This is a genomic window from Sphingomonas sp. S1-29, assembly GCF_026167545.1.
GTDB lineage: Bacteria > Pseudomonadota > Alphaproteobacteria > Sphingomonadales > Sphingomonadaceae > Sphingomonas.
In genome coordinates, this window is the sequence record NZ_CP110678.1 from 3,012,897 (window position 1) to 3,026,108 (window position 13,212).

The window sequence follows — 13,212 nt, forward strand, 5'->3', positions numbered from 1 at the left end:
GTCAGCTCCAGGTGGCGCGCGGCGGCAGGCTCATCAGGATCGCGTCGATATTGCCGCCGGTCTTGAGCCCGAACAACGTACCGCGATCGTGCACCAGGTTGAATTCGGCATAGCGGCCGCGCCATTCGAGCATGATCGCCTCTTCCTCGGGGGTCCAGGCCATGTCCATCCGCCGCCGCACGATCCGCGGATAGCTGGCGAGGAACGCTTCGCCCACCGATCGCGTGAGCGCGAAATCGGCGTCGAAATCGCCGTCCATGTGATCGTAGAAGATGCCGCCGACGCCGCGCGCAACGCCGCGATGCGGGATCCAGAAATAGTCCTCGGCCCATTGCTTGAAGCGCGGGTAATAGCTGGGGTCGTGCGCGTCGCAGGCGGCCTGCATCTCGCCGTGGAAATCGGCGGTGTCCTCGGCATAGGGCAGGGGCGGGTTGAGGTCGCCGCCGCCGCCGAACCAGCGCTTGGTGGTCACCAGGAAGCGGGTGTTCATGTGGACTGCGGGGACGTGCGGATTGACCATGTGCGCGACCAGGCTGATTCCGGTCGCGAAGAAGCGCGGATCGCTGCCTGCGCCGTGGATCGACTTGGCGAAATCGCCCTCGAAGGTGCCGCCGACGGTCGAGACGTTGACGCCGACCTTTTCGAAGACCTTGCCCTTCATCACCCCGCGCACCCCGCCGCCGCCGGGTTCGCCCGAGGGATCGATGCGATCCCACGGGGTGTATTCGAAGCTGGCGTCGGAGCCGGCGTCGCGCTCGATCGCCTCGAAGGCGGCGCAGATGCGGTCGCGAAGGCTTTCGAACCAGGTACGGGCGGCGGCTTGCTGCGGGTCGAGCGGTGACATGCGCGAGGGTCTAGCGCGCCGCGCGGGGCAGGGGAAGCCGCGGGATGACAGCAGATCGACGCTCATGTACGACAAATAGATAGAGCTCGAAGCACGAAGCACTTCACCGAGGGGAGAGATGCCATGATTCGGACGATCCGCAAGCGACGCATGGCGGTCGCAATGTCGTTGGCGATCGCCGTCGCCGTCCCGGCGCACGCGCAGGACGATGTGATGACGCCGATCGCGACCCCGGCGCAGCCGAACGCGATCGTGCTCGATACCGGGCCGCTGCCCGGCGCCACCGCCGCCGAATCATGGCACAGCCAGTATAAGAGCGTTTTCGCGCGCAACGTCACCGTCGCGACGCTGACGCCGTTCCTGCCCGACCCCGCCAAGGCGACGGGTGCGGCGGTCGTCGTCGCACCCGGCGGTGGCTTCCGGGCGCTGTCGATGGAGAATGAAGGCTGGGACGTCGCGCGCGCGCTCGCCGCCAAGGGCGTCGCGGCGTTCGTGCTGAAGTATCGGCTGAACCAGACGCCCGCCGACATGCCGGGCTTCGAACGATCGATGCGCGAGATGTTCTCAGGCGTTGCTGCCCGCCCGCCGCGCCCGGCACCCGCCGATGCGATGGCGGCGCTCGCGCCGCAGATCGCCGATTCGCGCGCTGCCTTCGCGCTGATTCGCAAGCGCGCGGGCGAATGGAAGGTCGATACCGACCGGATCGGCATGGTCGGCTTTTCGGCGGGCGCGATGCTGACGCTGGCGACCACCGTGGCGGGGCAGGACGCCAAGCCTGCCTTTATCGGCAACATCTATGGTCCGCTCAGCGCGATGCCCGCGCCGGCCGACGCGCCGCCGATGTTCGTCGCGCTCGCCGCCGACGATCCCTTCTTCGCCAATGGCGGGTTCGGGCTGATCGAGAGCTGGAAGACCGCCAAGCGCCCGGTCGAGTTCCACCTGTACGAACAGGGTGGCCACGGCTTCGGCATGTATCAAAAGGCGACGACGAGCACGGGCTGGTTCGACGCCTTCACCCGCTGGCTCGACATGCACGGCATGCTCAAGCCCAAGGCGTAAGGCTCAGGCGGGCGGGGGTGCCGGCCAGCCCCCCGTCTGCTGCAGCGCCGCGCCGAGCACCAGCGCGACGCTGACCCCGACGTTGAGCGAGCGCATGCCGGGCATCATCGGCACCACGACGCGCGCCTCGGCGCGGTCATGGACATGATCGGGCACCCCGGTTCCTTCGGACCCGAACAACAGCGTGTCGCCGGCCTTGAACGCCGCGGCGTCGAGCCGCGTCGCGCCCTTGGTCGTCGCCAGCACCAGTCGCCCCTGCAACGCCGCCGCGAACGCCGCGAAGTCGGCATGGCGGGTCACCTGTGCCGACCGCGCATAGTCCATGCCGGCGCGCGCGAGCGCCCGGTCGCTGAAGGTGAACCCCATCGGCTCGATCAGATCGACCGCGACGTTCAGGCAGGCGGCGGTGCGCAGGATCGCGCCGACATTGCCGGCGATATCGGGTTCGAACAGGGCAATGCGCATGATAAGAAATCCGTTCGGAAGGGGGCCGCTGCAGCTACCGTCGAAATGGGGTGTTGGCAAAAGGCCACATGCGCGTCTATCAGGCCGCAGCCACCGCTTGTCCGGTGGGTCCGGCGCGACCGCACGGGATTCGCCTCGCATGCAGGCGACATCCGTGCGATTATCCGCCCAAGGCATTGGTTTTCAAGGGCTGACGCATGGCTACGGTTGATACGACTATCCCGCACAACGAGACGCATGGCGAAGGCCCTGCCGATCCGCGTCGCCGCGACTATATGGCCATCGGTGCGGTCGCCTTTGCCGGCGTCGGCGCCGGCGTGATCGCGCTGCCGCTGATCAATTCGATGAGCCCCGCCGCCGACACGCTGGCGGCATCGAGCACCGAGATCGACATTTCGGCGATCCAGCCGGGCCAGGCGATCAAGTCGAGCTTCCGCAAACAGCCCTTGTTCGTCCGTAACCTGACCCCGCAGGAAATCGCCGACGCCGAGAAGGTGTCGCTGAGCGACCTGCGCGATCCGCAGACGCTGGCCGAGCGGACCAAGGCGGGCAAGTCGAACTGGCTGGTGACGCTGGGCGTCTGCACCCATCTGGGTTGCGTGCCGCTGGGCGCTGCCGAGGGCGAGAACAAGGGCGCGTTTGGCGGCTATTTCTGCCCGTGCCATGGTTCGGCCTATGATACCGCCGGCCGGATCCGGTCCGGCCCCGCACCGACGAACCTCGCGGTTCCCGAATATGCATTCACCACCGACACCATGATCACGGTCGGCTGAGGAGCGAGCAGATGAGCTTCCCCTGGGCAAAGCAATATGAGCCGGCCTCGCCGCTCACCAAGTGGATCGACGAACGGCTGCCCGTGCCGCGTCTGGCCTACAACGCCGTCGGCGCCGGCTATCCGGTCCCGCGCAACCTGAATTATTTCTGGAACTTCGGCGTGCTCGCGGGCGCGGCGCTCGGTATCCAGATCATCACCGGGATCTTCCTGGCGATGCATTTCTCGACCGACGCGAACACCGCGTTCTTCTCGGTCGAGCGCATCATGCGCGACGTCCCCGCCGGCTGGTTCCTGCGCTATGCACACGCCAACGGCGCGTCGATGTTCTTCATCGTGGTGTACATCCATATCTGCCGCGGGCTGTATTACGGCTCGTACAAGGCGCCGCGCGAGATGGTGTGGCTGCTGGGCGTCGTCATCTTCCTGTTGATGATGGCGACCGCGTTCATGGGCTATGTGCTGCCATGGGGCCAGATGAGCTTCTGGGGCGCGCAGGTGATCACCGGCTTCTTCTCGGCGATACCGCTGGTGGGCGAGCCGATCCGCATCTGGCTGCTGGGTGGCTATGCCCCCGATGCCGCGACGCTGAACCGCTTCTTCTCGCTCCACTATCTGATGCCGTTCGTCATCGCCGGCGTCATCATCCTGCACATCTGGGCGCTGCACATTCCGGGATCGAACAATCCCACTGGCGTCCAGGTGAAGGGCGAACAGGACACCGTGCCGTTCCACCCCTATTACACCGCCAAGGACGGCTTCGGCCTGGGCGTGTTCCTGCTGGTGTTCGCGGGCTTCCTGTTCTTCGCGCCCAACTTCCTGGGCCACCCGGATAACTACATCCAGGCGAACCCGCTTTCGACGCCTGCGCACATCGTGCCCGAATGGTATTTCCTGCCCTTCTACGCGATCCTCAAGAGCTTCACCGCCGACTTCATCCTCGACGCGAAGCTGTGGGGCGTGCTGGCGATGTTCGGCTCGATCCTCCTGCTGTTCTTCCTGCCATGGCTCGATCGTTCGCCGGTGCGTTCGTCGAACTATCGCCCGAAGAACCGGATGTTCCTGATCGTGCTGCTGGTCGACGTCCTGGTCCTCGGCTATGTCGGTGGCGCCGCCGCGACCAACTTCAACGTCATGATCGGCCAGATTGCGACCGCCTATTATTTCCTCCACTTCCTGGTCATCCTGCCGATCGTGTCGGCTGCCGAGCGTCCGCGCCCGCTGCCCAATTCGATCACCGAAGCAGTGCTGAAGGGGAAGGGCGGTACCAGCCCGGCGCAGACGGCGATTCCCGAGGCGCACGGCGCGCAGCCGCAGCCTGCCGAATAAGCCAGTCGAACCAAGGACGAGACGACCCACATGATCCGTATCATCGCACCACTTATCGGCCTGGGCTTCGCCTTCGTCCTGGTGCTGGGCCTGTTCGGCACGCTCACCGCCGAAGCCCAGCCCGAAGACGTGTCGCACGAGTTCCACCAGAGCCCGCGCGACGCCGGCCTGCCTTCGGCAGGTATCTTCGGCAAGTTCGACAACCGCCAGCTGCAGCGCGGCTTCCAGGTGTACAAGGAAGTCTGTTCGGCGTGCCATTCGGTCAACCTGGTGTCGTTCCGCGACCTCGCCTCGCTCGGCTATAGCGAAGGCGAAGTGAAGGCGATCGCCAACCAGTGGACGGTCGAGGCGCCCAGCGTGAACCCCGACACCGGCGAAGTCGCGACGCGCAAGAACACGCCGGCCGATCGGCTGCCCAAGGTCTATGCCAACGAAGTCGCCGCGCGCGCCGCGAACAACAACGCGATCCCGCCCGACCTGTCGCTGATGACCAAGGCCCGCGGCGATGGCGCGAATTACGTCTATTCGCTGCTGACCGGCTATCAGCCGCAGCCCGCCGAACTGGTGGCCGAGCACCCGACCGCCGCGACCCCGCCGGGGCTGCACTACAACCCCTATTTCCCGACGCTGAACCTGGCGATGGCACCGCCGCTGGTGGCCGACAACCAGGTCACCTATGCCGACGGCACGCCGGCAACGGTCGACCAGATGGCCAAGGACGTCTCGGCATTCCTCACCTGGACCGCCGAGCCCAAGCTCGAAGTGCGCCACCAGGCGGGCCTTGCGGCATTCCTGTTCATCCTGGTCTTCACGGGCCTCGCTTATGGCGCCTATCGCAACATCTGGCGCGACCTGAAGCATTGATCGTCGGTTGACGGTTCGACGAAAGGCCCCGAACTCCGGCCAGGAGTTCGGGGCCTTTTTCATGCGACCCGCGCAGGACGCCCTATTGGAGACCGACATGACCGTTGCCGACCAGCTTCGCTCGCTCATCCGCACGATCCCCGATTTCCCCAAGCCCGGGATCCAGTTCCGCGACATCACCACGCTGCTGCTCGACCCCGCGGGACTGCGGCTGGCGACCGACAGCATGGCGGCGGCGATCACCGGCCCGGTCGATCTGGTGGCGGGGATCGAGGCGCGCGGATTCGTGTTCGCGCCGACGCTCGCGTTGGCGCTGAACGCCGGGGTGCTGTTGATCCGCAAGGACGGCAAGCTGCCCGGCGCGACGATCGCCGAGGACTATGCGCTCGAATATGGCACCGATCGGATCATGATGCATGCCGACGCGCTGACGCCCGGCGCGCGCGTGCTGCTGGTCGACGACCTAATCGCCACCGGGGGCACCGCGCGCGCCGCGGTGCGGCTGATCCGCAAGGCGGGCGGGGTGGTGACGCAGGCGGCGTTCGTGATCGACCTGCCTGAACTCGGCGGCGCCGGAGCGCTGCGCGGCGACGATATCGAAGTGCATACGCTGGTGGCGTTCGAGGGCCACTGACGCGCCGCACTTGATCCTCCCCCGCCAGGGCGAGGTGGCAGCCCGTAGGGCTGACGGAGGGGGCGGATTGCCCAACGGCGCGCTCGTGTCCGCCCCCTCCACCACCGCTGCGCGGCGGTCCCCCTCCCCCTGGCGGGGGAGATGTGGGGGTGCCCTTAGCCTTCAACGGCCCATGCAGGCGCGCGATGCGCAACATCCTCCCCCGCCAGGGGGAGGTGGCAGCCCGAAGGGCTGACGGAGGGGGCGGATTGCCCAACGGCGCGCTCGTGTCCGCCCCCTCCACCACCGCTGCGCGGCGGTCCCCCTCCCCCTGGCGGGGGAGGATGTGGGGTGCCTTAGCTTCAACGGCCCATGCAGGCGCGCGATGCGCAACATCCTCCCCCGCCAGGGGGAGGTGGCAGCCCGGAGGGCTGACGGAGGGGGCGGTTTGCCCAACGGCGCGTTCGTGTACGCCCCCTCCACCACCGCTGCGCGGCGGTCCCCCTCCCCCTGGCGGGGGAGGACGTGACGGGTGCCCGAGGCGGCCTAGCCAGCGGGCGGCGCGGGAACCTTCACCACTCGTCCCCCGTTCAGCACGCATCACCGGTTCACACTCGGTTCAACGCGCTAATGTATAGGCGGACCATACTTCCGCGTACCCTGGAGGGCTCCCAGATGTTCACGTCACGCATTCGCACGGCAGGTTTTGCCATCGTCGCCGCTATCGGCCTGTCGGCCTGTGGTTATAACCAGGGCTATGGCTATGGCGGTCTGGGGGTCGGGGTCGGTACCGGCTATTACGACGATGGTTATTATGACGACGGCTATTATGGTGCCGGCTTCGGCGGGCTGTATGGCGGTGGCATCGGCGGTTCCTATTTCGGCTGGAACAACGGCTTCTATTATCCCGGCACCGGTTATTATGTGTATGGCCGCGATCGGCGCCCGGTCCGTTGGAACGGCGCGCAACAGCGTTATTGGGAAGGCCGCCGCGGCAATCTTGCCCCTGCGCAGCGCCGCGATCTGCGCGCCAATTGGCAGGGCTTCCGCCAGGATCGCCGCCAGGACACGCGCGATTTCCGGCAGGATCGCCGTGGTGACCGCCGTGACTTCCGCCAGGGTGAAGTAACCCGGCCAGAATTCCGCGCCGAGCGACGCGACGACCGGCGCGAGTTTCGCCAAGAACGTCGTGGCGATGCGCGCCAACTGCGTCGTGAAAACCGTCAAATCACGCGGCCGAACCGTCCCACCGGCGTCAATCGCCAGCAGAACCGCGCCACCCGCCAGGTCAATCGCGCCAATCGTCAAGCGACGCGGGCGATGAACCGCGGCGCAGTCCGCCCGCAATAAGGCTTACGGCGCAGAGGCTGGCCTCGTCGCGATCAGCCCGATCGCGACGAAGGTCAGCACCGGCTCGTCATGCTGGTTGAACGTCGTCATGCGCGCACGCGTGCTGCCCATCTCGGGGCGGCTACGCGATGCGCGCTTTTCGATGAGCTCGTTCTCACAGCGCAGCGTATCGCCGGGATAGACGGGTTTGAGCCATCGCAGCTCGTCGACGCCCGCGGCGCCGAGCGCGGCCTGGGGGTGTTCCTTCAGGTGCGCGACGAACATCGCCATCGTCATCGCGCAGGTGTGCCAGCCGCTCGCCGACAGCCGGCCGAAATAGGTCTCGGCTGCCGCCGCGTCGGACAGGTGGAAGGGCTGCGGGTCGTAGCGCGTCGCGAACGCCAGCACCTCGTCGCGGGTAACGAGGTGGCTGCCGAACGCGGCCTTGTCGCCGACTTGCAGGTCTTCGAAATAACGCATGCGGTCAGTTTCGATGCGAAACGCGTCTCCCGCAAGCCCTATTCGGCGAGCGCCGCGCGCAGTGGCTCGATCCGGGCATCGACGTCGGTCGCGGCGGGGAGTCCCGCCAGGTGCCGGAGGAGGGCGTACACATCGACATTGTCGGCGATCGGCAGCGTGACGCCGCGGCGAAACGCCGGGCCGTTGGCCACCAGGATCGAGTGCATCGCGGGATCGGCATTGTCATAGCCGTGCGCGCCGCCCTTGACCGGATATTTGGGCGGTTGCCCCAGGATCGTCCAGCCGCTGTCGGCGATGCAGATATAGGGCGGGACGCGCGGGTTGCGGCCGTAAGCGAGCCGCGCGGGCAGTTCGCCCTTTTCCCAGCAGCGCATGTGCGGGTGTGGCTTGGCGAGCGCGGCGCGCACCGCAGCCTCGCGTCCCGGCTGCGCGTGGAACGACGCGTAGGGGCCGTCCTCGGCCAGCCGGATGTCGCTCGCGGGGAAGGCGGCGAGCAGGTCGATCGTCCGATCGGCCGACACCTCGGCCATGCCATGATCGGACACCACGATCAGGTTCGCGGGCTGACCAAGCGTGTCCAACTCGCGCATCAGATCGCCGATCTGCGCATCAGCCTCGCCGATCGCCTTGTTCGCCTCGGGCGATTGGGGGCCGAAGCGATGGCCCGCGGTATCGACGGTGTCGAAATACAGCGTCACCAGCTTGGGGCGGGTCGCGGCGGGGCGTCGCAGCCAGTCGACCACCGCGGCGACGCGATTGCGCTCGGGCAGCGCCTGCGCGAATTGCTGCCAGTCGCTGGGATAGGTGTCGCGCACCTTGCTGTTCGATCCCGGCCAGAACATCGTCGCGGTGCGGATGCCCGCCTTTTCGGCGGTTACCCAGATCGGCTCGGCCTGGTCCCACCAATAGGGTTCGAGATTGGCCATGGTGAAGACTTCATCGGGGCGCGTCGGGTCTTCGAAGCGGTTGGCGACGATGCCGTTGCGGTCGGGATGCAGCCCGGTGACGATCGCATAATGGTTGGGAAAGGTCTTGGTCGGGAAGGACGGGCGCATCGGCGCCTGGACGCCCTGCGCCGCCAGCCGCGACAAATTGGGGGTGAGCCCGCGCTGGAGGTAATCGGGGTGGAAGCCGTCGATCGACAGCAGGATCGTCACCGGTTCGCGCTGTTCGGCGGAGGCGGCCGCAAGCCGTGGTTCGGGGGCGATGGCGGGGCCGGCGGCGCAGGCCTGGAGCGCAGCGGCGAGCGCGACGGCGGTGAGGCGGGTGATGAGGTGCATGGCCGGGCACTGCCACCGAAGCGTGACGAGCGAAAGACGCTTCGGCGCGCCGCATCACGAAGAAACGGCCGCGGCTCCCTGTCGGAAACCGCGGCCGCTACGCTTCACAGCCCCCGCTGGTAAAGCATTCGGGTCAGGCGACCTGCGCCTCGACCAGGCTCAGCCCGATCCCGTCGGGATCGCGCAGCACATAGCCGCGCCCCCATACGGTCTCGATATAATTGTCGCCGTCGGTCGCCATGCTCAGCTTCTTGCGAAGCTTGCAGATGAAGACGTCGATGATCTTGAGCTCGGGTTCGTCCATCCCGCCATAGAGGTGGTTGAGGAACATTTCCTTGGTCAGCGTCGTGCCCTTGCGCAGCGAGAGCAGCTCGAGCATCGCATATTCCTTGCCGGTCAGATGCACCCGCGCATTGTCGACCTCGACCGTCTTGGCATCGAGATTGACCGCCAGCTTGCCGGTGCGAATCACCGACTGGCTATGCCCCTTCGAGCGGCGGACGACGGCGTGGATGCGCGCGACCAGCTCGTCGCGGTGGAACGGCTTGGTGACGTAATCGTCGGCACCGAAGCCGAACGAGCGCACCTTGCTGTCCATTTCGTTGTTGCCCGACAGGATCAGCACCGGCGTCGAAACCCGTGCGACGCGGAGCCGCTTGAGCACTTCATAGCCGTGCATGTCGGGCAGGTTCAGGTCGAGCAGGATGATATCGTAATCGTACAGCTTGCCCAGATCGAGGCCTTCTTCGCCCAGATCGGTCGTATAGATGTTGAAACCTTCGGTCGTCAGCATGAGATCGATCGCCTTGGCGGTCGTCGGCTCGTCCTCGATCAGCAATACGCGCATCGGTTCGTCCCCCTGTACTCGTGTAGAGCGAACCTGCCCCCCCTGCGGACAGCCCACCCCTGAGCATTCGATTAACCTAAACACATCTGAAGGCAAAAGGTTAATTTGTCCCTAACCGGCCTATTCCCGCGAGTCGCAGCGAATTGTTAGGGGTTGGCGGCCAAGTTACGGAAGCGATCGGCGAAGAAGGCGATCAAGGTCTCGACGCGCGCGGGGCGCCTTGCACCTGGCGGGGTAAGTAAATGCAGCCCGATCGGCTGTCCCGCCCATTCGGGAAGAATGGTGACGAGCGATCCCGCAGCCAGGTCGTCGTCGACGATGAAATCGGGCAGCCGCGCGATGCCGAGCCCGGCGCGCAATGCCGGCAGCATCGCATCGCCGCTGTCGGCGGCGAGCGGTCCGCTCGGGCGGATCGCCGCGACTTCGCCATTCGGCCCCTCGAACTGCCAGGTCGGGTTGGGGCGGTTGGTATAGGTGAAGCAGGCATGTTCGGCGAGCTGTGCGGGATGCGCGGGGGTGCCCGCGCGCGCCAGATAGGCGGGGGCGGCGACGATATGCCCGCGCACGCTCGCCAGCCGGCGCGCGCGCAGCGAACTGTCGGGCAGGTCGGCGATCCGCAGCGCCACATCGATGCCGGCGGCGATGATGTCGATCCGCGTGTCGGACAAGGTGAGGTCGATCTGGATCGCCGGATTGGCGAGCAGGAAATCGGCGATCGCGGGGGCGACGTGGCGGACGCCGAAGGTCATCGGCGCGGCGACGCGGACCAGCCCGGCGGGCGCGGTCGCGGCCTCGCGCGCGGCTTCCTCGGCGGCATGGCCCTCCTCGACGATTCGCTGCGCGCGTTCGGCGAGCGCCTTGCCGCTGTCGGTGAGCGTCAGCTTGCGCGAGCTGCGGTGGAACAGCGAGGTGCCAAGCCGCGCCTCGAGCCGGGTGATCGCCTTCGACACCGTCGCCTTGCTGACGCCGATCGCGGTGGCGGCGCCGCTGAACGATCGCTGTTCGACCACCGCGGCGAAGATCGCCCATGCTTCTAGGTCGGGGAGCTGCATCGTGTCGGTGGGATAAGCCAACCGAAGCCGATCGGCAATTGCGCGGGTGTTTACCATGTTCCCCTCGCCCCGTGGCCGCGATATGGTTGTGCGATCGAAACGACTTCGGCGGAGGGGACGATGCTGGGTAGCGTTGCTCTTGGGTTGGCGGTGCTGGTGGGGATCGGCGGAGCGGCGGCGCGGCCAGAGGCGGTGGTGCAGCGTTGGGATCGGCGCGGCGATGTCGCGCTCGATGTCGGTCGCGTCGAGTATTCGGGCGGCTATTTCGTCGAAGGTCGGCGCGGCGAGTGGGTCGAATATGCGAGCGACGGGCGGGTGAAGGCGCGGTTCGTTGAGACCGGGCGCACCGATGGCCATATCGACCTCGACGATGCCACCCGCGACCTGCAGATTCGCCTGAATATTCGCGGCCGGGTGATCGAGATCACCGAGCGGCGCGGCGCGTGGCGGCGGTTGTACGCGATCAACGGCACGCGGACCGGCGCCGGCGACCGGGTGGGGCGCGGTCGCTACGACCGGCGCCGCGACCGCTACGACCGTCGCTATGATGATCGCCGCTACCACGACCGCCGCTACGACGACCGCCGCTACGACGACCGCGACGACATGCGCTCGCGCGACCTGGTGCGCGAAGTCGCTGCCGGGGTGATCTTCAACCAGGTCGATGCGCAGGTGAAGTGCCAGGGGGTAGCGATCCGCGAACGCGGCGAATGGACCGGCCAGTGGCGCACGACGCAGGGCCAGCAGGGGCTTTGCGAAATACGCTATCGCCAATAGCTGGCAGCGAAACGAAGTGTTTCCATCGTTTCGATTTTCGTGACCATCGATCGCACTTATGTTCCCTTCAACACGAAAGGAACTCAGCGATGATCGACAAACGTTCGTTCGAAAGCCTGGGCCATGCCGACCATGGTTGGCTCAAGGCGCGCCATCATTTCTCGTTCGCCAATTATTACGATCCAGCGCGGATGGGCTGGGGCAAGATTCGCGTCTGGAACGACGACGAGATCGCCGCCAATTCGGGCTTCCCGCCGCATCCGCACAGCGACATGGAAATCATCACCTATGTCCGCTCGGGTGCGATCACCCACAAGGATTCGATGGGCAATGAAGGCCGCACCGTGGCGGGCGATGTCCAGGTGATGTCGGCAGGCACCGGGGTTCGCCACGCCGAATATAATCTCGAGCCCGAGACGACGCGGATCTTCCAGATCTGGATCGAGCCGAGCCGGCGCGGTGGCGCGCCTTCCTGGGGTGCCAAGCCCTTTCCCAAGGAGCAGCGTTCAGGCCAGTTCGCGGTGCTCGCCAGCGGCTTTGCCGAGGATAGCGACGCGCTGCCGATCCGCGCCGAGGCGCGCGTGCTGGGGGCGACGGTGAAGGCCGGAGAAACAATTGACTATGTGATCGGCGAGGGGCGGCACGTGTATCTGGTGCCGGCGACCGGCGCGATCGAGGTCAATGGCGAGGCGGTGAACGCCCGCGACGGTGCTGCGCTGAAGGGCGGCCAGACCGTGTCGATCCGCGCGACCGCGGAAGCCGAGATCGTATTGGTCGATTCGGAATAGCCCCCTGCGGCTGCCCGCGCGTCACCCCAGCGAAAGCTGGGGTCTCTGGCCGCGGGAGACCCCAGCTTTCGCTGGGTGACGATCATGGTTTGGAATGGAGATTGAAGATGGCAAAAGTTCTGGTGCTTTATTATTCGTCCTACGGCCATATCGAGACGATGGCCGAGGCGATCGCCGAGGGCGCACGCGGTGCCGGCGCGAGCGTCGATATCCGCCGCGTTCCCGAAACCGCGCCGCAGGCGGTGGTCGAAGCCGCGCATTTCAAGACCGACAGCTCGCATCCGGTGATCGAAGGCCCCGACGCGCTGGCCGACTATGACGCGATCATCATCGGCACCGGCACGCGCTTTGGCCGGATGAGCAGCCAGATGGCGGCGTTCCTCGACACCACCGGCGGCCTGTGGGCGCGCGGCGCGCTCAACGGCAAGGTGGGCGGCGCGTTCACCTCGACCGCGAGCCAGCATGGCGGGCAGGAGACCACGCTGTTTTCGATCATCACCAACCTGCTGCACTTCGGCATGACGGTGGTCGGGCTGGACTATGGTTTCCAGGGGCAGATGGGCCTCGACGAGGTCAAGGGCGGATCGCCTTATGGCGCGACGACGATCGCCGATGGCGACGGCAGCCGCCAGCCGAGCGCGGTCGAGCTCGACGGCGCGCGCTATCAGGGGCGGCGGATCGCCGAGGTCGCGGCGAAGCTGTTCGGGTAGGGT

The 13,212-nt window shown here is 66.7% G+C and carries 15 protein-coding genes; 9 read left to right on the top strand and 6 right to left on the bottom strand.

What is annotated here, in order from left to right:
- Window position 1: 1 nt before the first annotated feature.
- Window positions 2-844, bottom strand: a complete 843-nt coding sequence (gene hemF / locus OKW76_RS14350) for an oxygen-dependent coproporphyrinogen oxidase (RefSeq protein ID WP_265549524.1) — start codon at window positions 842-844, stop codon at window positions 2-4.
- A 123-nt stretch (window positions 845-967) separates the two neighbouring features.
- Here hemF and OKW76_RS14355 point away from each other — a divergent pair, with 123 nt between their 5' ends.
- A complete protein-coding gene (locus OKW76_RS14355; RefSeq protein ID WP_265549525.1) occupies window positions 968-1,903 on the top strand; it encodes an alpha/beta hydrolase in 936 nt (311 codons plus the stop codon).
- A 3-nt stretch (window positions 1,904-1,906) separates the two neighbouring features.
- Here the strand turns inward: OKW76_RS14355 and OKW76_RS14360 are convergent, their stop codons facing one another.
- Complete coding sequence (locus tag OKW76_RS14360; RefSeq protein WP_265549526.1) at window positions 1,907-2,368, bottom strand: tRNA (cytidine(34)-2'-O)-methyltransferase; 462 nt, start codon at window positions 2,366-2,368, stop codon at window positions 1,907-1,909.
- Window positions 2,369-2,565: 197 nt separating this feature from the next.
- Between OKW76_RS14360 and petA the strand changes: the two genes are divergently transcribed.
- The 5 genes from petA to OKW76_RS14385 all read left to right on the top strand — a co-directional run bounded on the left by petA (window position 2,566) and on the right by OKW76_RS14385 (window position 7,296).
- Window positions 2,566-3,141, top strand: a complete 576-nt coding sequence (petA, locus tag OKW76_RS14365; RefSeq protein ID WP_265549527.1) for a ubiquinol-cytochrome c reductase iron-sulfur subunit — start codon at window positions 2,566-2,568, stop codon at window positions 3,139-3,141.
- Between the two features lie 11 nt (window positions 3,142-3,152).
- Window positions 3,153-4,469 carry a cytochrome b gene (locus OKW76_RS14370; protein WP_265549528.1) on the top strand — a complete coding sequence of 439 codons (1,317 nt, stop codon included), beginning with the start codon at window positions 3,153-3,155 and terminating at the stop codon, window positions 4,467-4,469.
- 30 nt (window positions 4,470-4,499) lie between these two features.
- The gene (locus OKW76_RS14375) at window positions 4,500-5,333 is read left to right on the top strand and encodes a cytochrome c1 (RefSeq protein WP_265549529.1); all 834 of its coding nucleotides are present in this window, start codon (window positions 4,500-4,502) and stop codon (window positions 5,331-5,333) included.
- A gap of 97 nt (window positions 5,334-5,430) precedes the next feature.
- A complete protein-coding gene (locus OKW76_RS14380; RefSeq protein WP_265549530.1) occupies window positions 5,431-5,967 on the top strand; it encodes an adenine phosphoribosyltransferase in 537 nt (178 codons plus the stop codon).
- 654 nt (window positions 5,968-6,621) lie between these two features.
- A complete protein-coding gene (locus tag OKW76_RS14385) occupies window positions 6,622-7,296 on the top strand; it encodes a peptidase (RefSeq protein ID WP_265549531.1) in 675 nt (224 codons plus the stop codon).
- 3 nt (window positions 7,297-7,299) lie between these two features.
- On the opposite strand, the gene OKW76_RS14390 is transcribed toward OKW76_RS14385, so the two are convergent.
- The 4 genes from OKW76_RS14390 to OKW76_RS14405 form a co-directional block, all read right to left on the bottom strand.
- Window positions 7,300-7,755, bottom strand: a complete 456-nt coding sequence (locus tag OKW76_RS14390; protein WP_265549532.1) for a MaoC family dehydratase — start codon at window positions 7,753-7,755, stop codon at window positions 7,300-7,302.
- A 38-nt stretch (window positions 7,756-7,793) separates the two neighbouring features.
- A complete protein-coding gene (locus OKW76_RS14395; protein ID WP_265549533.1) occupies window positions 7,794-9,035 on the bottom strand; it encodes an ectonucleotide pyrophosphatase/phosphodiesterase in 1,242 nt (413 codons plus the stop codon).
- Between the two features lie 133 nt (window positions 9,036-9,168).
- Window positions 9,169-9,882 carry a response regulator transcription factor CtrA gene (gene ctrA / locus OKW76_RS14400; RefSeq protein ID WP_256506566.1) on the bottom strand — a complete coding sequence of 238 codons (714 nt, stop codon included), beginning with the start codon at window positions 9,880-9,882 and terminating at the stop codon, window positions 9,169-9,171.
- Window positions 9,883-10,028: 146 nt separating this feature from the next.
- Window positions 10,029-10,934, bottom strand: coding sequence for a LysR family transcriptional regulator (locus OKW76_RS14405; RefSeq protein ID WP_265553001.1), 906 nt, complete (start codon window positions 10,932-10,934; stop codon window positions 10,029-10,031).
- Between the two features lie 120 nt (window positions 10,935-11,054).
- Here OKW76_RS14405 and OKW76_RS14410 point away from each other — a divergent pair, with 120 nt between their 5' ends.
- From OKW76_RS14410 to wrbA, 3 genes are all read left to right on the top strand, one after another.
- On the top strand, window positions 11,055-11,711 hold the full coding sequence (locus OKW76_RS14410) for a mannan-binding lectin (protein ID WP_265549534.1): 657 nt from the start codon (window positions 11,055-11,057) through the stop codon (window positions 11,709-11,711).
- 89 nt (window positions 11,712-11,800) lie between these two features.
- A complete protein-coding gene (locus OKW76_RS14415; RefSeq protein ID WP_265549535.1) occupies window positions 11,801-12,499 on the top strand; it encodes a pirin family protein in 699 nt (232 codons plus the stop codon).
- 107 nt (window positions 12,500-12,606) lie between these two features.
- On the top strand, window positions 12,607-13,209 hold the full coding sequence (wrbA, locus tag OKW76_RS14420) for an NAD(P)H:quinone oxidoreductase (protein WP_265549536.1): 603 nt from the start codon (window positions 12,607-12,609) through the stop codon (window positions 13,207-13,209).
- The last annotated feature ends 3 nt before the right edge of the window (window positions 13,210-13,212 follow it).